Below are 21,526 nucleotides of genomic sequence, written 5' to 3'. Positions count from 1 at the left end.
TTAGTTACCTACCTTTTCAACATTTTCAGCAGCAAATTTAGCATGTGCTTCAACATAAGCTTTACAAGAAGCTTGTAAAATATCGTGATCAATACCAAATCCATTGACTGATTTGCCTTCAATCAATAAATTTACATGCACTTCTGCTTGGGCATCAGTACCTTCAGTAACAGAATTAATACGATAATCAATTAATTCTGTTTCTTTTTTGAAAATACGGTCAACAGCATTATATATTGCAACGATTGATCCAGTTCCGATACTTGAGTCTTGATACGTATGTCCTTCTTTATCTTTAATTACAACAACTGCACTTTGAAGCCCACTAGATACATATTGCAATTGCAACGTTTCTAATTTATATAGCGCTTGATGTTCGTGTTCAGAACCTTGAATAATTGCATGGATATCTCTATCAGATACCGATTTCTTTTTATCTGCAACAGCTTTAAATTGCTTAAATAGCTCAACTTGTGCGTCTTTATCGATGTCGTAACCTAGTGCTTTTAATTTTTCAGAGAAAGCATGTTTACCTGACAATTTACCTAACGGCAATTCAGTTGTATTTACGCCAACTAATTGTGGTGTCATAATTTCATAAGTTTCCCGATGCTTTAATACACCATCTTGGTGAATACCTGATTCATGACTAAAAGCATTTTGACCAACAACAGCTTTATTTCTAGGAACTCGAATTCCTGAATATCTTGAAATCAAGTCAGATGTTTTTTTAGTTTCTGAAAGATTTAGAGCAGTTTGAACACCATAGTGATCATTTCTGACGTATAGTGCAAGCGCTACTTCTTCTAAAGCTGCATTACCTGCGCGTTCTCCAATACCATTTACTGTACCTTCAATACGTCTTGCACCGCCTTCGATTGCTGCTAAACTATTAGCAACAGCCATTCCTAAATCATCGTGACAATGTGCACTATAGATAATTTCATTTGTTGATGTTACAGATTCTGTTAAGGTTTTGAAAATATGTGCATATTCATCGTGGTAACTGTAGCCGACAGTATCAGGAATATTAATAATAGTAGCGCCTGCATCGACAGCAGTTTGAACACATTCTACTAAGAACGGTAATTCAGTGCGTGTTGCATCTTCTGGTGAAAATTGAACTACTTCAAATAATTGTTTCGCATAAGTGACATGTTCTATAATTGCTTCTAAAACTTCTTCTTGAGACATTTTAAGTTTATGTTCAAGGTGAATAGGTGAAGTAGCTATAAATACATGTATAACTGGTTTCACTGCATCTTTTGTTGCTTCATATACAGCATCGATGTCAGATTTTTTACATCTAGCTAAACCACATACAGCGGTTGTTGTTAATGTCTGTGCTATAGCTTGAACAGATTTAAAGCTACCTGTACTTGAAGCGGGGAATCCAGCTTCTATAACATCAACACCCCATTTTTCTAATTGCAATGCAATGCGTAAACGTTCATCAAAAGTAAAATTCACTCCAGGTGTTTGTTCACCATCTCTTAGTGTCGTATCAAAAATTTGAATATGACTACTCATATTTAACAACTCCTCACTGTAGGTCTATCTTATTTTTCGATGCTTTTAGATTTAATAAATGGCATCATTTCACGTAGTTCACGACCAACTTTTTCAATTTGATGACCGTGTTGTTCTTCACGTAATTTGTAGAATTCTTTAAATCCATTTTTATTGTCTTCGATAAAACGATTGCTGAAGTTACCATTTTGGATATCAGTTAATACAGCTTTCATATTTTCTTTAACATCTGGTGTGATGACACGAGGACCAGATACATAGTCACCAAATTCAGCAGTATTTGAAATTGAATAACGCACATTTTCCATACCGCCCTCATACATTAAATCAACGATTAATTTCATTTCATGTAATACTTCAAAGTAAGCCAATTCTGGTTGATAACCCGCTTCTACCAAAGTTTCGAATCCACTTTGAATTAATTTAGATACACCACCGCAAAGTACTGCTTGTTCACCGAATAAATCTGTTTCAGTTTCTTCTTTGAATGTTGTTTCGATTACACCAGCACGAGTTGCACCAATACCTTTTGCATAACTTAAAGCAATATTACGTGCTTGGCCCGAAGCATCTTGTTGAACGCCAAATAATGATGGTACAGCTGATCCTTCTACAAATGTACGTCTAACTAAATGACCAGGTCCTTTAGGTGCTACTAAAAACACATCAACATCAGCTGGGGGTTGGATAACACCAAAATGAATATTGAATCCATGTGCAAATGCTAAAGCGTTATGTTTTTCTAAGTTTGGTTCGATTTCATTTTTATAAACATCACCTTGAATTTCATCAGGTAATAACACCATAATTACATCAGCTTGTTTAACTGCTTCTGCAACAGGGAACACATCGAAGCCATCTTCTTTAGCTTTGTCAAAAGAACGTCCAGGGCGAATACCGATGACAACATCATACCCGTTGTCTTTTAAGTTTTGTGCATGTGCATGGCCTTGTGAACCATAACCAACTACTGCAATTTTTTTACCTTGTAAAGCATCTGTTTTTACATCTTGATCATAATAAACTGTTGTCATAATAAATTCCTCCAAATAATTAAAAGTTTTGTTTTTCGAAAATTCTGAAATATATAGTGATAATATAGGCAGATGTTAATTAGTGACTTAAGGTATATCTCTAACTAATTAGCGCATCATTGCCATGTATATTTAAAATTAAGCTTCATTATCTACTAAGTCATAACATTCTACGGTTAAAACATTGATTTGTTGTTTTAACTTTTTTAATAAAATATGAAGTGATATTTCATCCTGGATATCCACTTGAATTTCCATATTAGAAATACCTGGTCGTTCTGAATGGGTGACATGTAACGTATCGATATTATATTGCAAGCGAACAAATGCACTTGTAATTCGATTTAGAGTACTCACTTGGTCTGCAACTTGTAATTTAATAATTCTTGTCATTATAAGCCCTCCATCTCATGATTTGATTTACCACTTGGAACCATTGGGTTAACAGCTTCAGTAGGGGAGATTCGCACCTCAATTAAAGCTGGTCCTTGATAATTAAATGCGGCATCTAATTGCTCTTCAAGTTTGTTTGGTTTATCAATTAAGAAGCCTTTGACACCATATGCTTCAGCCATTTTCATGAAATCAGGTTGTCCATTAAACACAGAATGAGAGAAACGCTTGTTAAAGAATTTGTCTTGCCATTGTTTAACCATTCCTAATGTACCGTTATTAATTAATACAATTTTGACATCTAAATCATATTCTGGTAGAAGTGCCATTTCTTGGTTAGTCATTTGGAATCCACCATCGCCTACAAAACATACGACTGTTTTATCTGGACTGGCTAATTTTGCACCAATTGATGATGGGATACCAAAGCCCATTGTTCCTAATCCACCACTAGTAACCCATTGACCATGATCTTTAAAAGGATAAAATTGAGCTGCCCACATTTGATGTTGTCCTACATCAGTTGTAACTATGGCTTCACCATTTGTCAGCTTACCGATATATTCAATGGTTTGTTGTGGTTTGCAAAATACTTGATCATCTTCACCAAGTTTAAATGGATGTTTCAGCTTGTTATTTTGACAATGTTTAACCCAAGCGCTATGTTCAGTGGTTTGAACATTATACTCATTTAAACATTCTAAAAATCTTTTACAGTCTGCAATAATACCTAAATCAACTTGGATAACTTTATTAATTTCTGATGGATCAATATCAACATGAACAATTTTTGCATTTGGTGCGAATTCATCAGGTTTACTTGCTAATCTATCATCGAAACGGCTTCCTAAGTTAATAAGCAAGTCACACTCAGTTAATGCCATGTTACTTGCATATGAACCATGCATACCTCCCATGCCTAAAAATAGTGAGTTTTCATAAGGTACAGCACCTAAACCAAGTAAAGTTGTGACAGTCGGAATTTGATGATTGTTAACGAACTTTGTTAATAATTGATTTGATTTTGATTGATTAATTCCAGCTCCTGCTAAAATAACAGGTTTTTTTGCTTCTTTTAAAAGTGAGATGAAAGTGTCTATGTCTTTAGTGTCAGGTTCAGTAACAACGTCATAACCTGGAATATTAATGTCGTCGCATAAATCAACATTTGTAGCTAACACACCCATATCTTTTGGGAAGTCGATAACAACTGGACCTTTTCGTCCCGAATTGGCAACATGAAATGCTTCATGAACAATTCTAGGAATATCGTCTACATGTTTAACTTGATAGTTTTGTTTTGTAATAGGTGAAGTCATCGATAATATATCTGCTTCTTGGAACGCATCTTTACCAATACCTGGTGTAGCAACTTGGCCCGTAAATACAACAAGAGGCAAAGAGTCACAATGTGCATCTGTAATACCAGTCATAACATTCGTAGCACCTGGACCACTAGTTACAACGACGACACCAGTTTTGCCAGATACACGTGCATATCCTTCTGCAGCATGAACGGCACCTTGTTCATGTCTAGCTAAAATATGTTTGATTTTTCCATCATAAAATGTGTCGTATAACGGTAATACTGCACCACCTGGATAACCAAATAAATAATCTACGTTTTCTTTAAGTAATGCTTCTACTAATAGTTCTGATCCTGAACGCATTTCTTTTAACGTTTTTTCATTTAGTTGTTCAGGTTCAAGTGATTCAGCGATTTTTAAAGGGTCAATATTTTGGTTTACTTCGTGTTGAGTTTTAGACATTTCAATCATCTCCATAGTTAAATTAAATTCTCAGGCACTTGCATGACGCCACCTGTATTTGCACTAGTCACGAGAGCAGTATATCTAGCTAAGTAACCTGTTTTCACTTTTGCTTTAAATGGTTCTAAAGATGCTCTTCGCTCTTCTAAGACATCATTAGGTTGATTTACATTTAATGTTCGATTTGTTAAATCTATAGTAATCTCATCACCGTCTTTAATTAGACCAATTGGTCCTCCAGCTGCAGCTTCAGGGGAAATATGTCCAACTGCAATACCTCTTGTTGCACCTGAAAATCGACCATCTGTAATTAAAGCTACATCTTTACCTAAACCTCGACCAACGATTGACGAAGTAGGTGCTAACATTTCAGGCATACCTGGGCCACCTTTAGGACCTTCATATCTTATAACAACGACATGTCCAGCACGTACTGTACGATTATCAATTGCTTCTACAGCTTCATCATGTGAGTTGAAGCAAATTGCTTTACCAGTAAATGTCTTAATTGAAGGGTCAACACCACCAACTTTAATGACTGCGCCTTTTGGTGCGATGTTTCCAAATAAAATGGATAGACCTCCTTGTGCATCATAAGGTGCGTCAAGTGGGTGAATAACGTCGAAGTTCTTAATTTCTTTACCTTCATTGTTTTCTCGTAATGTTTTTCCAGTGACTGTGATTCGATCTGGGTGTAGGGTACCTTCTTTTTTCATCAGTTCATTTATAATTGCCGGGACACCACCTGCTTCATGTACATCATGCATTGAATAAGATGAACTCGGTGCAATTTTTGATAAGTACGGTGTGCGTTTTGCAATTGCATTGATTCGTTCTAAGTCATAATCAATTCCAGCTTCGTTTGCAATTGCTAATGTGTGCAATACTGTATTAGTTGAGCCACCCATAGCCATATCAAGAGCAAATGCATCATCAATAGCTTCTCGAGTAACGATATCACGAGGTTTCAAATCGTTTTTAATATTTTCGACTAATTTAAAAGCGGCTTCTCTAATCATTTCACGTCGCTGATCACTGATAGCAAGTGCCGTACCATTATAAGGTAGCGCTAGTCCTAAAACTTCCATCAAACAGTTCATTGAATTTGCTGTAAACATTCCTGCACAAGAGCCACAAGTAGGGCAGGCATTTTGTTCCATATCTAAAAATTCTTCTTTAGAAATTGAACCTTCTTTAAATGCACCGACTGCTTCAAACATCGATGAAAGTGTGAGTGCTTTACCATGTGCTGATAAACCAGCTTTCATTGGACCGCCAGAGCAAAAGATTGCTGGTACATTGGTTCTCATTGCAGCTAAAATCATACCAGGTGTAATCTTGTCGCAATTAGGAATATAAAAAACGCCATCAAACCAATGTGCATTGATTACAGTTTCAGCAGCATCAGCAATAATTTCACGTGATGGTAATGAGTACCTCATGCCAATATGTCCCATGGCTATACCATCATCAACACCAATCGTATTAAATTCAAATGGGATAGCACCGGCTTCTCTAATAGCTTCTTTTGCTATATCTGCGAGTTCTCTTAAATGAACATGTCCTGGAACAATATCAATATAAGAGTTACAAATAGCTACAAATGGTTTATTCATATCAGTTGGACTTTTAAGTGCGCCCGTAGCATGTAAAAGACTTCTTGCTGGTGCTTGGTGATCTCCTTTTTTGATCATGTCGCTTCGCATAGTAAATTCCCCCGTAATTTTATTGATTTAACAAATTTAAATAAGTTAATAGTGATAAAAGTTAAAATTCAACAGTTAAAACATAAAAAAACGTCCCAATATTATTGGGACGTTTACAAGTCCCATTCAAACAGAAATAGGACTTAAAGCGTTTAGTATATGTATACTAACGTTCGAGTCCTAAAGAGTATAATAAAATAATAATATTTGAAGTTGTCGGTTGATGTTCAGTATATTGATAAGTCATTTTATTATACTCCTTCCGTGAATGGTTTATATCATTATAATAGTTAGAATTGTCTAAAAATTTGATAAATTTAATTTACTATATCTATTTCGTTATGTCAACAAGTATTTTAAATTTTCTTACAATTAACTTCAGAGATATAATCTGTTTCAAAGATAAGAAATTTAAGTTGAAATTTGTTACAATATAAAGGTTAATTATAAAGTTAAATTCGAATGATAAAGTACTTTTTATTTTACTGATGAAAATCATATTATAGGAGAATCAACATTGATAAAGATAAACAGTTTAGATGAAATGAATCAATTTGCTATGTTTTTAGTTGAACAATTGAAGTGTGGCGATTTGATTTTACTTAATGGAGATTTAGGTGCAGGCAAAACAACGTTAACGCAATTTATAGGTAAAGCATTAGGTGTCAAACGTACGATTAATTCACCAACATTTAATATTATTAAATCATACAAAGGTACAAATTTAAAATTGCACCATATGGATTGTTATCGCTTAGAAGATTCTGAAGAAGATTTAGGGTTTGATGAATTTTTTGAAGATAGGGCGATTACAGTTATTGAATGGAGTCAATTTATTAAAGACTTACTTCCTGCAAATCATTTAACAATAAATATTACAACTCTATCTGAAACAAGCAGAGAAATAGAGCTTATAGCACTAGGTGAACATTATGAAAATATTAAGGAGGTAATGGAACATGAATTCGTTGCTCATTGATACATCCAACCAACCATTATCAGTGGCAATTATGGAAGATGATAAAGTTAAAGCTGAAATAACAACTGATTCAAAGCAAAATCATTCAGTCCAATTAATGCCAGCAATTAGCGAATTATTTAAGCAGTGTCAAATAACAAAACATCAATTAGATGCAATTGTTGTTGCTGAAGGTCCAGGGTCATATACAGGATTACGAATAGGTGTAACGGTAGCAAAAACATTAGCTTATGCCTTAAATATAAAGTTATACGGTGTTTCCTCATTAAAAGCGTTAGCAGCAACAATTAATCATACTGATAAATTGTTAGTTCCAATTTTTGATGCAAGAAGAAAAGCTGTGTATACAGGTGTTTATCAATGGCAACAAAATGAATTGAAAACTATATTAGAAGATCAATATATGACAATTGAAGATTTACAAACATTTTTAAAAGGCTCAAATCAACCTTATGTATTTATAGGTAAAGACACTGTGCAATTGCAAGATGATTTACAAGGAGATACTGTAGCACAATTACCAAATGCTTCAGTAATGTATCATTTAATAGAGGAGCCTTCTGATATTCATACATTCACACCTAAATACCATAAATTAGCTGAGGCGGAACGAAATTGGATCAACAGTCAAAAGAGCAATTAAATATTAGAGCAATGACTAAGGAAGATGTGCCACAAGTTTTTGATATAGAGCGTCATAGTTTTAATGATAGTTCATGGACAATTGATGCATTTTATCATGAAATTGAACAAAATAACTTTGCGAAGTATTTTGTTTTAGAATTTGAACAACAAATTATAGGTTATTTAGGTTTATGGATAGTGATTGATCAAGCACAAATTACAACAGTCGCTATAGATAATCAATATAGAGGCTATGGTTTAGGTCAAATGTTATTAAAATATGGTAAAAATTACGCGAGTCATACATGTGATGTAATGAGTCTAGAAGTAAGAGTAAATAATAAAGTAGCACAACACGTATATGAAAATTTAGGTTTTCAATATGGTGGTAAACGTAAAAATTATTATGGTGAAGGTGAAGATGCAATGGTAATGTGGGTGAATTTAAATGACTAATAATACTTTAATCCTTGCTGTGGAAACGAGTTGCGATGAAACAAGTGTTAGCATTATAAAAAATGGTAGAGATGTATTATCGAATACCGTCTTAAGTCAGATTGAAAGTCATAAACGATTTGGCGGTGTAGTTCCAGAAGTAGCAAGTAGACATCATGTTGAAGGTATTACAACAACAATTGATGAGGCTCTTCAAGAAGCAAATGTATCAATGGAAGATATAGATGCAGTGGCGGTAACAGAAGGCCCAGGGTTAATTGGTGCGTTGTTAATTGGAGTCAACGCAGCTAAAGCATTAGCGTTTGCATATGATAAACCATTAATACCGGTTCATCATATCGCAGGACATATTTATGCTAATCATATTGAAACATCATTGACATTTCCGCTTATTGCACTCATTGTTTCAGGTGGTCATACAGAGTTAGTTTATATGAAAAATCATTTAACATTCGAAGTGATAGGTGAGACCCGTGATGACGCAGTAGGTGAAGCGTATGATAAAGTGGCACGAACAATTGGATTAAGTTATCCAGGTGGTCCACAAGTTGATCGTTTAGCTGCAAGTGGTGAGGATACATATGCTTTTCCTCGTGTATGGTTAGATAAAGATAGTTATGATTTTAGTTTTAGCGGCTTAAAAAGTGCTGTGATTAATCAGTTGCATAATCAACGACAAAAAAATATTCCAATCATAGCAGAAAATGTAGCAACCAGTTTTCAAAATAGCGTCGTAGATGTATTAACTTATAAAGCAATTCAAGCTTGCAAAGACTATGGAGTGCAACGACTAATAGTTGCTGGTGGTGTTGCAAGTAACAAAGGTTTACGACAATCATTAACAAATCAATGTAAAGATAATGATATTGAATTAACAATACCAAGTCCTAAATTATGTACAGACAATGCGGCTATGATAGGTGTTGCCGGTTATTATTTATATCAGTACGGTAAATTTTCAGATTTAGCATTAAATGGACATAGTAATATCGATTTAGAAGATTATTCTATAGAATAAATAAACGTCAGTTATTAACATGTTAACGGTGAACCAGTTTTTAATGGTGACATCGTCATTGTCATGTGATAACTGACGTTTTTATGTTTAATTTTATATTCTAAATTTTCGGCACATTATCTTTTGCACGTTGATATATTTGTTCTGGGAATGAAGTGATTCTTAGTAGCTCGATGGCATTTCGAGTATTGGCTTTTCCAGGTTTAATCTTATAGTCAAAATGAATTTTATTATTTTCTATAACTTCATTAAAATGATAATTCGAATATTGATTTTTTAATAATTCGGCTAACTCTATGTCGTGTGTAGCTGCAATGACCTTAAAGTTAGGTTTTTGATTTAAAAATGATAAAACTGATTCAGAAGCGGCAATTCGTTCAGTAGTATTGGTACCTTTGAAAATTTCATCAATAAAGCAATAGATATTTTGATTTCCAGAAATATTGACGATTCTCTTAATTGACTTTAATTCTGCCATAAAGTAACTATCACCAGATAATACACTATCGGCATTTGCCATAGATGTGAACACATTACCTGGTTGATATACAAACTTGGTTGCAGTAACAGTATGAGTCGTTTTTGCAAGTATAAGGTTTATCGCAATAGCTTTCATAAATGTAGATTTTCCCGATGCATTAGACCCAGTTAACAATATATTTTGTGATAATGAAAAATCATTGGCAATAGCATCTGAAATGAGTGGATGCGTTAATTCAGTGAATTCAATACTATTTTTAGTTTCATCAATACGCGGTTCTGTATAAACATCTAAAGTTCTTCGATACATAGCTAACGAATAGTGGTTATCTAGCTCTGCGATATAGTCAAAACAGTTTTTCAGCTCTTTCATATGTGTTGTGTAGCTTTTTTGAATTGTATGGAATAAAAGATAATCGAGCATGAAAATGAGTTTAACAAGTTTAATTACCATGGCACCAATATCTTCTTCGTTTACTTCAGCTAAAACACTCGTGAGATGACGAGCCGTTCTAAAATGTTTAAAATTGACCTCTGGTTGTGGTGCATGTTTAACTTTTGAAATAGCATAGCCATGTTTTAAAACATTTGATGCATAAAAAATTGATTTTAAGTCATCCTCGTACGTACGCTTTAAAATGGCAGATAAAATGATATTGAATAAACAGCTTAATAAAAATAACAAAATGCCGACTTGCGCATTTATAAAAATAATTGCGAATGTAATGATTGGTAAAAACGGACAAAGCATTAAGAGTGTATGACGTTTTACGGGTGTAATTTGATCAGGAAAAGTTGGGTAAACTGATTTACCTAACAAAGCTAAATGAAAAGTTACATGCTGTCTGAATTCTGCGTTGTCATTAAATAAATTGAGTAATGATTTATTTGTAATTGTTAACATACCACGCAAACAACTGTAAAGTTTCATTTCGCCAATAGCTGTTAAGTTATAGTTCATCTGGTGAAATATCGCAGACATGTTTAAATCTGACCAGGTTTTATCATCAACCAATGTATAGGGCTTGTAGTTAACTTTATAAAGTTGATATTCATAGTCGTAATGTGAATTTGGTCTTATAAAAGTTTCTAGTGGTGAAATCGTTTGCCATAATGTTTCCATAGATTTAAACAATTTTTGACGACTCATATATCGTCCAATAATTCCTACAATTGAAGCAATTAATATTACCGCAACAACAAATATTAAAAACGTTTGATTTGTGCTCATATGTAACTCCTTATATTTTTTGAATTATAATAAATAACCAGTTTAATAATATTATTATTTCATATTTGAGATTAATAAACAAAGTTATTTAAAAAAATGAATGTCAATAGGGAACATGCGTACTTATCAACAAAGTGTTCATAACTTGTGGACAACTGATGTGAATAATGGGTTTTATTGTGGATATTAAGTGGGGAAAGTAAAAATTAATTGTGTATTAGTGTTAATTTACTTGTGGATAACTAGGATAACTTTGTGGATAGCTATTATATCAACATTCTCAATGTGAATAAAAAAATTTGAAATTTGTTAAAAAATAACTCTAACTAATGAGTTTTCATAGTTAGAGTTATGGTTATTTTTATAATTTTTGTTGTAATTCTTCCCAATTCGTCATGGCTTGTTCTAATTTTTGTTCGCTTTCTTCTTTTTCGAGAGCTAATTCATTTGCTTTTTGTGGGTTACTATAAATATCTGGTTGAGTTAATTGTTCATCAATCAAAGCGATAGCAGCTTCTAAAGATTCTATTTCGTTTTCACAATCATTAATTTGTCTTTCTAGTTTTCGCTGTTCACGTCTTTGTTCTTTTTGATTATGATACGATGAATGCTCCGGCGACTTTTCATGTGATTCGTTATAAACAGATTGTTCATTTTGCTGAGCATTTAATGCAGCTGCTTCTTCAATTTTTTCAATATAATATTGGTAATCACCAAGATACATTTTGCCGCCATCTTTGGTTAAATCAAATACTTTATTGGCTAATTGATTTATAAAATAACGATCGTGAGAAACAAATAATATTGTTCCTTCAAAATTTTGAAGTGCTTGTTCTAACATTTCTTTTGAATCGATATCAAGATGATTGGTAGGCTCATCTAAAATGAGGACGTTGTCACGTTGTAACATTAGAAGTGCTAACTGTAATCTTGCTTTTTCGCCACCCGATAAATCGTTGATAATTTTTTTGACATCATCTTGTACGAATAAGAAACGTCCAAGTACTGCACGTATATCTTTTTCATTCATTAAAGGATATTGATCCCATACATAATCTAAAATGGATTTATTAGATTTAAATTCAGCTTGCTTTTGGTCATAATAACCAATTTGCAAATTTGCTCCAAAAGTAATATTGCCACCAAGTGCTTGTTGTTCATTAGCGATTGTTTTAATCAATGTTGATTTTCCAATACCGTTAGGCCCGATAATAGCAATATGGTCACCTTTTGAAACTTCAATGTTAATAGGTTGGGTAATAGGTGTTTGGTAACCAATTTCTAAATGTTTAATGTGCATGACATCGTTGCCTGTATTACGGTCAAAGCCGAATTGTATATTCGCACTTTTAGCATCTAACATTGGTTTATCAATACGTTCCATTTTTTCTAAAATTTTACGTCTACTTTTTGCCATGCCACTAGTGGAGGCACGTGTAATATTCTTCTCAACAAATGTTTCTAAACGTTTAATTTCTTCTTGTTGATTTTCATATTCTTGCATCCGCTTTTCATAATATAAATCACGTTGCTTAATAAATTGATCATAGTTACCAACATAGCGTTTGACGTCACCCAAGGCTACATCATAAATTTGAGTTACAATTTTATCTAAAAAGTAACGATCGTGACTGATAATTACGATTGCACCTTTAAAATAACGTAAATAATCTTCAAGCCACTTAGTTGTTTCTAAGTCTAAATGGTTAGTAGGCTCATCTAAAAGTAATAAATCAGGTTCATTTAATAACATTTGAGCTAATGAAAGGCGTGTTTTTTGACCACCACTAAAGTTATTTATGGGTTTATTAAAATCGTTTTCAGTGAAATTTAAACCATGCAACACAGTTTTAATTTTACTCTCGTATTGATACCCATCTAATTGTTCAAATTGATTTGATAAAGATTCATATCGTGACATATGAGCTTTATATGAATCGCTATCATAATCATCTGCATGTTTAGCTAACCAATCGGTTTCTTCTTTAATTAATGCTTCCATGTTTTTAATATGTTCAAATGGTTTGGACATTTCTTCAAAAACCGTTGCGTTAGAGTTGAGTGTCATTTGTTGAGTTAAATAGCCAAGCTTTAGGTTTTTGATTTTGGACATATTTCCTGAATCGTAGTTTTCTACACCAGCTATAATTTTCATTAATGTTGATTTACCGGCACCATTTCTTCCTACTATACCTATACGTTCTCCTGTTTTTACTTCAAAATCAACATCAGTAAATATATCTTCACCATCGAACGATTTTGATATATGATTAAGTTGTAAAAGTATCATTCGATCTTCACCTTTCGTATTTCGTCAATTAGTTTTAGTTTACGATTTCAATCGTAATCATTACATTAATAACCATTTTACAGTATAAAACGCCGTCATGAAACTAAGATATTTATTTTTAAAATTCAATAATGTATAATATTTAAGTATTCATTGTAATCAATTATTTGTTTTTTAATAATCTAACAACTACGCTCTAACTCGTTTGAATACATAGATATAATTCATTCAAACACGAAGGAGGAAATAGCGAATGAGTGACCAAGTTAAAATTCCTCGAGCAACTTTAAAACGTTTACCGTTATATTATAGATTTGTGAGTTCATTAAAATCTAAAGGTATAGATCGTGTAAATTCAAAAGCGATTAGCGATGCGTTACAAATTGACTCGGCAACAATTCGTCGTGATTTTTCATATTTTGGCGAATTAGGTAAAAAAGGGTACGGATATAATATAGATAGTTTATTAGATTTCTTTAAATCTGAACTTAGCGAAAGTGATATGATAAAAATCGCAATTGTCGGAGTCGGGAACCTAGGGAAAGCATTACTCACATATAACTTTTCAATTCATGACGATATGACTATTACTGAAGCATTTGATATTAAAGAAGATATTATTGGCCAAAAAATAGGGAATGTTATTGTAAAAGATAATAATGAATTAATAGCGACATTGAAGAAAGAAGAAATCGATGTTGTGATCTTAACGACACCAGAGAGAGTAGCTCAAAAAATAGCAGATGAACTTGTTCAAGCTGGTGTAAAAGGGATATTAAACTTTACGCCTGGCAGAATAAATACACCTTCAGATGTGCAAGTACATCAAATCGACTTAGGTATAGAATTACAGTCATTACTATTCTTTATGAAAAATTACAGTGAATAAATGTGATGTAGCTTTAAAGATTAACCTTGTTATATCTTAAATTATTTTTAAAGTCTGGGACAAAGTCTCAGGCTTTTTCTTATTGAATCTGAAATTTTAGTGGTAAATTAATGTATTGTTATGTCTTAATACAAGAAAATAATCATGTAAATTTATTGTTAAACAATCAACACAATCACTATTGGTTACAGATAGATAATATTCTATTGTATAGCAAAAATATTGTGTATAAGGTTGAAAATGAGGAAATCATCGCCTATAATACATACTAAACTTATCGGAAATAGGTGGTATTATAATGGTTTGGATGATTGTTAGTGGTTTATTAGTCGGGGGACTTTTAGGATTTGTTATGCAACGTACAAGATTTTGTTTAACAGGTGGTTTTCGTGATATGTACGTGCAAAAGAATAATAAAATGTTTTACGCATTATTAATAGCTATTACTATTCAAAGTGTCGGACTTTTAATTTTGACGGCAACTGGCGTTTTACAAATTCCTACACACAGTTTTCCTATATTAGGAACGATTATCGGCTCATTTATTTTTGGGATTGGAATTGTGCTAGCAGGCGGGTGTGCAACTGGTACATGGTATCGTGCCGGTGAAGGTTTGATAGGAAGTTGGATTGCTTTAATTTTGTATGCTATTACTGCTGCGATAACTAAGACAGGAATTTTGAAACCAGTAATGTATCAAATTAATCAATCAACGAATGTGAATAGTGATATATCTCAAACGACTGGAATACCTTTTTGGGTGTTAGTAGCAGCATTATCTATCATAACTACTGTACTTGTAGTTAGAACACTTAATAATAAAAAATCAAAAGTAGCAATTCCTAAATTGAAGCAGCGATATAGAGGTATCAGACATTATCTTTTCGAAAAGCGATATCATCCATTTATAGCTGCAATCGCAATAGGACTTATTGCTTTATTAGCATGGCCAATGAGTACATCGACTGGTAGGAATGCAGGGCTTGGAATTACAACGCCATCAGCAAATTTAGTCCATTTTTTAATTACCGGCGAAACAAAATTTATTGACTGGGGTGTCCTATTAGTTTTAGGGATATTTTTAGGTTCTTACATTGCAGCTAAAGGATCAAAAGAATTTAAATGGCGTTTGCCTGATAAGTTGACGATTCGTAACAGCGCTATAGGTGGTATATGTATGGGCTTCGGTGCTTCAGTAGCAGGGGGATGTTCCATAGGTAATGGTCTAGTTGAAACTGCCATGATGACTTGGCAAGGATGGATTGCACTAGCAGCGATGATTGCTGGCGTATGGACAATCAGTCATTTTATGTTTGTTCGTCCAATGAAGAAAGTTCAACAACAAGTTGATAAGGCGCAACAACAAACACAACTAGTATAAATGTGAGGAATTTCAAGAACAGGAAAGTAGGAAAAATCCATTTAATAATTTAATTGAAAAGAGGAGTGTTAATTATGATATATGAATTAGGTACAGTAGGTATGGTGTGTCCATTTCCATTGATTGAAGCACAAAAGAAAATGGCGACATTATCATCTGGAGATGAATTGAAAATTGATTTTGACTGTACACAAGCGACTGAAGCTATACCGAATTGGGCAGCAGAAAATGGATATCCCGTAACTAGTTTCGAACAAGTTGACAATGCTTCTTGGACGATTACAGTTCAAAAAGTATAACGATATTTATTGTTGCTAACACAAACATTAAAAAGGCTATTTTCTCTATATTAAAAGTGAGAAAATAGCCTTTTTATTATGGAAATATCAGGAATAAGTAAGTGTTAACAAAAAAAGGTTGTGTCATATTTTATTTCAATAGATGTCATATAATCTTACGCATTTTTGCATTTTATAAATTATCAGATTATTATGAAAACAAGGGAGTGGTAAGTATGAATCTTAACGACACAATATTTATGTTTTTATGTACATTATTAGTTTGGTTAATGACGCCAGGATTAAGTTTGTTTTATGGCGGATTAGTTCAATCTAAAAATGCACTTAATACTGTTATGCAAAGTATGGCAGCAATTGTTCTAGTAACATTTGTTTGGATAACAGTTGGTTTTACTATTAGTTTTGGAGATGGGAGCCTATGGTTTGGAAATTGGCAATATACACTTCTTAATCATGTAGGTTTTGCTACACAAGAAGATATAAGTCCACATATACCACTGGCATTATTTATGTTATTTCAAATGATGTTTTGTACGATTGCAATCTCAATTTTATCAGGTTCAATCGCTGAAAAAATGAAATTTATCCCGTATCTATTATTTGTAGTTATTTGGACAGCACTTGTTTATAGCCCGGTAGCACACTGGGTATGGGGTGGCGGTTGGATCAATAAACTTGGCGTATTAGATTTCGCTGGTGGTACAGTCGTTCATATTACATCAGGTGTTTCAGGTTTGGTACTGGCAATTATGATTGGAAAAGGTAACAAACAATCTGAATCTACACCTCATAATTTAATTATTACCTTAATTGGTGGTATTTTTGTGTGGATTGGATGGTACGGATTTAATGTAGGTAGTGCATTTACATTTGATCAAATTGCAATGCTAGCATTTACAAACACAGTTATTGCTGCAAGCGCAGGTGCTATAGGTTGGTTAATTTTAGAATATATTTTCAAAAAGACTACAAGTTTACTTGGGCTATTACTAGGTGCACTGGCTGGTCTTGTTGTCATTACGCCTGCAGCTGGATATGTAACATATCTTAGTGCAACAATTATGGCATTAATTGGTGGTATTTGTTGTTATATCGTCATTAATTATATAAAAGTGAAACTAAAATATCATGATGCGTTAGATGCATTTGGTATTCATGGTGTAGGTGGTATTATTGGTGCAGTATTAACAGCATTTTTCCAAAGTAAAAAAGCAAATCCGGATATTGATAATGGATTTATTTATACAGGTGATGTTCATATTATGTTAGTGCAAATACTTTGTGTTACAGCAGTAGTAATTTTTAGCGTAGTTATGACATTTATTATTGCGAAGGTAATTAAATTGATTACGCCGTTGTCTGTGACAGAGCAAGAAACAAATATAGGATTAGATAAAATTGTGCATGGTGAGCATGCTTATTTTGAAGGCGAGCTAAATAGGTTTAATAAACATATTCGATATTAAATTAAAAATACATAGAAAATAAATTGTCCTGACATCTGTTTAGAAAAATGATGTTAGGACATTTTCTGTTTTGTTAAATATTTTTTAGAAAGGAGATGAAATGTTATTTGAAGCGGTTACATATATGCTAAAATAAACTAAGCGTCATAAATAATGATAGGTGAGTAATTATGAAAAATATATCCGATATTGCCAAATTAGCAGGTGTTTCAAAAAGTACAGTATCTAGGTTTTTAAATAATGGATCTGTCAGTAAAAAAACAAGTGAAAAATTAACAAAAATTATCGCTGAGCATGACTATCAACCGAATCAGTTTGCACAAAGTTTAAGAGCCCGACAAACACATCTTATTGGCGCAATCATACCGAGAATGAATTCATACGCTGTAGATGAGACAATCAAAGGGTTAGCAAAACAATGTGAAAAATATGGATCTCAGTTAATCTTAAATTATACTGGACTAAACATTGAAGCAGAAATCCAAGCACTTGAAACATTAGCACGTAGTAAAGTAGATGGCATTGTTTTAATGGCTACAGATATTACTAATAAGCATATTGAAGTTATAAATAAAATGAAAGTTCCAACGGTTATTGTTGGACAACAGCATGAACAGCTTCATAGTATTGTGCATGATGATTACAAAGCAGGGCAAATCATTGGTGAATGGATTGGGCAACAAGATTATCGACAAGTTGAAGTATTTAGTGTAAGTGAAAAAGATATTGCAGTCGGTATACATAGAAAACGTGGTTTACTTGATCAATTAGCTAAATATCAAATTACACCTAATGTACATGAAACAAATTTCACATATAAGGATGCACAACAAGATGTTGCTCAAGTATTAAAGAATGTAAATCAAGTAGATGCAATTGTTGGTGCGACGGATACGATTGCGTTAGCAGCTTATAAATATTATTCTGGGAAAGAAGATGCCATGAAACCGAAACAAATTTATGGTTTTGGTGGAGACCCTATGACTCAGTTAGTATCTCCGACGATTAAAACAATTCATTACAACTACTATGAAGCGGGTCAATGCGCAATGGAAGAAATTCAACAAATGCTAAAAAATAAAGATATGCCATATAGCGTCACTGTAGATGTTAGCATTTAGACGCTGTATTTTTTAAAATAAGGGTGGAACCGATACCACAAAGTATGAAATATTATAGCGCAATAATTAAAGAACGTAAGTAAAATTTGCTATAATAGAATATAAATTGTTAGCATCATAAATGTTAAAGGAGGACTGGACAAGTATTATGACCGAATGGACTAGAGAAGAACGTTATCAACGTATCGAAGACGTTGATACGGAATATTTCAAAAATTTAAAACAACAAGTTGATCAATCTAAATTTCGTCAACAATTTCATATTCAACCTGAAACTGGATTATTGAACGATCCGAATGGGCTTATTTTTTATAATGGAAAATATTATGTGTCACATCAATGGTTCCCGTTAGGTGCAGTTCATGGGTTAAAATATTGGTTTAATTATACAAGTGATGATTTAGTTACTTTTAAAGCAGAAGGACCTATATTAAATCCAGATTCAAAATATGATAGTCATGGTGTGTATAGTGGTAGTGCTTTCGAATATAACGGACATTTATATTATATGTATACTGGGAATCATCGAGATAACCATTGGCAAAGACATTCGAGTCAAATGATGGCACGTATGAAAGATGATGGAACAGTAGAAAAGTTTCCAAAGCCTGTAATTAATCAGCAACCAGAAGGATATACAAGTCATTTTAGAGATCCGAAGGTATTTAAAAAAGATGATAAGTATTATGCAGTCATTGGCGCACAAAATACTGAACATCAAGGTCGATTATTATTATATAGCACTGAAGATATAATTAACTGGCATTATTTAGGTGAAATTAAAACTGAATTAGATGATTTTGGATATATGTGGGAGTGTCCAGATTACTTTAATATCGATGGTCAAGATGTCATACTTATTTGTCCACAAGGTGTTGATTCGCAAGCTGATCAATTTAAAAATATTTATCAAAGTGGTTATATGTTAGGTCAATTAGATATTGAAAACTTAACTTTTGAGCATGAAGATTTTGTTGAACTTGATAATGGTTTTGACTTTTATGCACCTCAAACATTTTTAGATGAAAAGGGGCAACGTGTATTAATCGGATGGATGGGATTGCCGGAAATCGAATATCCTACAGATAATGAAGGTTGGGCTCATTGTTTAACTATTCCTCGAGTATTAACTGTGGAAAATGGGCGACTTATGCAACGTCCGTATCCAGCATTAGAAAAGTTACGCCATAATAAAGAGACAGCATTAGGCTACGCAAATAAATTTACACGAAAGCTACATCCTTATGAAGGTAAGCAATATGAACTAATTATTGATATTTTAGATAATGATGCAACTGAAGTATATTTCGAACTACGTACATCAAAAACAACTTCAACTTTAATCTCTTATAATAAACGCGAAAATAAAATTACATTGGATCGAAGTGATAGTGGTCTATTACCAGCGAATGTAGAAGGTATGACACGTAGCACAACGTTAGATACACCATTGAAACAATTACAAATATATGTTGATACATCGAGTATTGAAATTTTCTGTAATGATGGTGAACGTGTATTAACATCTCGAATTTTCCCAACTGACGATGCGGTTGGTATTAAAACATCAACAGAATCAGGACAAGTTTATTTACAATTTACTAAATATGATTTGAAGGATGATCAAGAATGAGACGTTTATTTGCAATAGGTGAAGCGTTAATTGATTTTATTCCAAATGTGACGAATGCCAATTTGAAAGATGTTGAAACCTTTACGAAGCAAATTGGTGGAGCCCCATGCAATGTAGCATGTGCTGTTCAAAAGTTAGGACAGCAAGCACATATAATTACACAGTTAGGTGACGATGCTTTTGGAGATAGTATTGTTGAAACAATTTCTAAAATAGGTGTGGATGTAAAGCATGTCTATCGTACGAACGAAGCTAATACGGCATTAGCTTTTGTGAGTCTAACTGAAGCAGGTGAACGAGACTTTTCATTCTACCGAAAGCCATCTGCAGATATGCTATTTGAGCCGAGTTATGTGGATAATATTGAAGTGAGTGAAAATGATATAGTACATTTTTGTTCTGTGGATTTAGTTGAAAGTCCGATGAAAAATGCGCATCATAAATTAATTACTAAAGTATTAGATGCAAATGGCACGGTTGTTTTTGATCCCAATGTAAGGCTACTTTTGTGGGATAACCCAGAAGATTTGAGGCATGCAATTCATTCATTTTTACCTTTGGCACATATAGTAAAAGTTTCTGATGAAGAATTAGAATTTATAACAGGTATACATGATGAAAATGAAGCAATTCAATCTTTATTCTTAGGCAACGTCAAAGTAGTTATTTATACAAAAGGTTCAGATGGTGCTGCTGTCTATTTGAAAAATGGAAATACATTTAATCACGCTGGTTACAAAGTAAATGCTGTTGATACAACTGGAGCTGGAGATGCCTTTATTGGTGCGGTGATTAGTCGAATTTTAGCGTCTCCAACTTTAGATTTAATCCATCTTTTTGAAAATGAAGGTGAAGGTATTTTATCATTTAGTAATCGTGTTGCTGCAATGGTGACAACGAAATATGGTGCTATTAACAGTTTGCCTAACATACAAGAAGTTGAAGACTCATTATAATGTTAATATTTTATGCAGTGTTAGAAACTAAGGAAATAGATAGTTTCACACTGCTTTTTTATGATTAATTTGAAAAATAGGGAATATAATATTGATTCAAAGTAGAAGTTGATGTCAAATATAGAATATTTTGTTAAAACGCAAGGTAAAGCATTGTGCAGATATTAAGAAATTGATAAGTTATGTGTAATAAGAACATGTTTGTAACTTGCAGTGGCGGAACGATTGGTGGAAATGATAATTAAAATTAGACATAAAAAAGCCAGCTATA

The 21,526-nt window shown here is 33.1% G+C and carries 19 protein-coding genes; 11 read left to right on the top strand and 8 right to left on the bottom strand.

The window, feature by feature from the left end; all coding sequences use genetic code 11:
• From SAMSHR1132_RS09990 to SAMSHR1132_RS14255, 6 genes are all read right to left on the bottom strand, one after another.
• Window positions 1–1,530 carry a 2-isopropylmalate synthase gene (locus tag SAMSHR1132_RS09990; RefSeq protein WP_000094591.1) on the bottom strand — a complete coding sequence of 510 codons (1,530 nt, stop codon included), beginning with the start codon at window positions 1,528–1,530 and terminating at the stop codon, window positions 1–3.
• A gap of 29 nt (window positions 1,531–1,559) precedes the next feature.
• Complete coding sequence (gene ilvC / locus SAMSHR1132_RS09985) at window positions 1,560–2,564, bottom strand: ketol-acid reductoisomerase (protein WP_000214558.1); 1,005 nt, start codon at window positions 2,562–2,564, stop codon at window positions 1,560–1,562.
• 138 nt (window positions 2,565–2,702) lie between these two features.
• Entirely contained in the window at window positions 2,703–2,957 is a 255-nt protein-coding gene (locus tag SAMSHR1132_RS09980; RefSeq protein WP_000196758.1) for an ACT domain-containing protein, read from the bottom strand.
• Entirely contained in the window at window positions 2,957–4,726 is a 1,770-nt protein-coding gene (gene ilvB / locus SAMSHR1132_RS09975) for a biosynthetic-type acetolactate synthase large subunit (protein ID WP_014373872.1), read from the bottom strand. The genes SAMSHR1132_RS09980 and ilvB overlap by 1 nt, the downstream gene beginning before the upstream one ends.
• A 17-nt stretch (window positions 4,727–4,743) precedes the next feature.
• Window positions 4,744–6,432 carry a dihydroxy-acid dehydratase gene (ilvD, locus tag SAMSHR1132_RS09970; protein WP_001255776.1) on the bottom strand — a complete coding sequence of 563 codons (1,689 nt, stop codon included), beginning with the start codon at window positions 6,430–6,432 and terminating at the stop codon, window positions 4,744–4,746.
• A 331-nt stretch (window positions 6,433–6,763) separates the two neighbouring features.
• Window positions 6,764–6,913 carry a hypothetical protein gene (locus tag SAMSHR1132_RS14255; RefSeq protein WP_047432561.1) on the bottom strand — a complete coding sequence of 50 codons (150 nt, stop codon included), beginning with the start codon at window positions 6,911–6,913 and terminating at the stop codon, window positions 6,764–6,766.
• Window positions 6,914–6,949: 36 nt separating this feature from the next.
• On the opposite strand from SAMSHR1132_RS14255, the gene tsaE reads away from it, so the two are divergent.
• Genes tsaE through tsaD form a run of 4 tightly spaced genes read left to right on the top strand, consistent with a single transcriptional unit; the run spans window position 6,950 to window position 9,509 of the window.
• Complete coding sequence (tsaE, locus tag SAMSHR1132_RS09960; RefSeq protein WP_000590815.1) at window positions 6,950–7,411, top strand: tRNA (adenosine(37)-N6)-threonylcarbamoyltransferase complex ATPase subunit type 1 TsaE; 462 nt, start codon at window positions 6,950–6,952, stop codon at window positions 7,409–7,411.
• Complete coding sequence (gene tsaB, locus SAMSHR1132_RS09955; protein ID WP_001086727.1) at window positions 7,392–8,054, top strand: tRNA (adenosine(37)-N6)-threonylcarbamoyltransferase complex dimerization subunit type 1 TsaB; 663 nt, start codon at window positions 7,392–7,394, stop codon at window positions 8,052–8,054. The genes tsaE and tsaB overlap by 20 nt, the downstream gene beginning before the upstream one ends.
• Window positions 8,027–8,491 (top strand): ribosomal protein S18-alanine N-acetyltransferase, encoded by a 465-nt coding sequence (gene rimI / locus SAMSHR1132_RS09950; RefSeq protein ID WP_000372752.1) that lies wholly within the window; start codon window positions 8,027–8,029, stop codon window positions 8,489–8,491. Before tsaB ends, rimI begins: the two co-directional genes overlap by 28 nt.
• Window positions 8,484–9,509, top strand: a complete 1,026-nt coding sequence (tsaD, locus tag SAMSHR1132_RS09945) for a tRNA (adenosine(37)-N6)-threonylcarbamoyltransferase complex transferase subunit TsaD (RefSeq protein ID WP_000184032.1) — start codon at window positions 8,484–8,486, stop codon at window positions 9,507–9,509. The genes rimI and tsaD overlap by 8 nt, the downstream gene beginning before the upstream one ends.
• A gap of 100 nt (window positions 9,510–9,609) precedes the next feature.
• Here tsaD and SAMSHR1132_RS09940 read toward each other — a convergent pair whose 3' ends face one another.
• Both SAMSHR1132_RS09940 and SAMSHR1132_RS09930 read right to left on the bottom strand, forming a co-directional pair.
• A complete protein-coding gene (locus SAMSHR1132_RS09940) occupies window positions 9,610–11,220 on the bottom strand; it encodes a MutS-related protein (RefSeq protein WP_000106337.1) in 1,611 nt (536 codons plus the stop codon).
• A gap of 361 nt (window positions 11,221–11,581) precedes the next feature.
• The gene (locus SAMSHR1132_RS09930; protein ID WP_000602048.1) at window positions 11,582–13,510 is read right to left on the bottom strand and encodes an ABC-F family ATP-binding cassette domain-containing protein; all 1,929 of its coding nucleotides are present in this window, start codon (window positions 13,508–13,510) and stop codon (window positions 11,582–11,584) included.
• A gap of 253 nt (window positions 13,511–13,763) precedes the next feature.
• On the opposite strand from SAMSHR1132_RS09930, the gene SAMSHR1132_RS09925 reads away from it, so the two are divergent.
• The 7 genes from SAMSHR1132_RS09925 to SAMSHR1132_RS09895 all read left to right on the top strand — a co-directional run bounded on the left by SAMSHR1132_RS09925 (window position 13,764) and on the right by SAMSHR1132_RS09895 (window position 21,255).
• Entirely contained in the window at window positions 13,764–14,399 is a 636-nt protein-coding gene (locus tag SAMSHR1132_RS09925; protein WP_001283609.1) for a redox-sensing transcriptional repressor Rex, read from the top strand.
• Between the two features lie 298 nt (window positions 14,400–14,697).
• Window positions 14,698–15,780, top strand: coding sequence for a YeeE/YedE family protein (locus SAMSHR1132_RS09920; RefSeq protein WP_000262215.1), 1,083 nt, complete (start codon window positions 14,698–14,700; stop codon window positions 15,778–15,780).
• Between the two features lie 74 nt (window positions 15,781–15,854).
• Complete coding sequence (locus SAMSHR1132_RS09915) at window positions 15,855–16,079, top strand: sulfurtransferase TusA family protein (RefSeq protein ID WP_000638824.1); 225 nt, start codon at window positions 15,855–15,857, stop codon at window positions 16,077–16,079.
• A gap of 215 nt (window positions 16,080–16,294) precedes the next feature.
• Window positions 16,295–17,545 carry an ammonium transporter gene (locus tag SAMSHR1132_RS09910; protein WP_001052255.1) on the top strand — a complete coding sequence of 417 codons (1,251 nt, stop codon included), beginning with the start codon at window positions 16,295–16,297 and terminating at the stop codon, window positions 17,543–17,545.
• Between the two features lie 170 nt (window positions 17,546–17,715).
• Window positions 17,716–18,666 (top strand): LacI family DNA-binding transcriptional regulator, encoded by a 951-nt coding sequence (locus SAMSHR1132_RS09905; RefSeq protein WP_000790316.1) that lies wholly within the window; start codon window positions 17,716–17,718, stop codon window positions 18,664–18,666.
• A 148-nt stretch (window positions 18,667–18,814) separates the two neighbouring features.
• A complete protein-coding gene (locus tag SAMSHR1132_RS09900; RefSeq protein ID WP_000141408.1) occupies window positions 18,815–20,299 on the top strand; it encodes a sucrose-6-phosphate hydrolase in 1,485 nt (494 codons plus the stop codon).
• The gene (locus SAMSHR1132_RS09895; RefSeq protein ID WP_001253278.1) at window positions 20,296–21,255 is read left to right on the top strand and encodes a carbohydrate kinase family protein; all 960 of its coding nucleotides are present in this window, start codon (window positions 20,296–20,298) and stop codon (window positions 21,253–21,255) included. Before SAMSHR1132_RS09900 ends, SAMSHR1132_RS09895 begins: the two co-directional genes overlap by 4 nt.
• Window positions 21,256–21,526: the final 271 nt, after the last annotated feature.

The sequence above is a fragment of the Staphylococcus argenteus genome (assembly GCF_000236925.1).
Taxonomy (GTDB): Bacteria; Bacillota; Bacilli; order Staphylococcales; family Staphylococcaceae; genus Staphylococcus; species Staphylococcus argenteus.
Note: the sequence above shows the minus strand (reverse complement) of the source record. Positions and strands in the feature narration are given on the sequence as shown.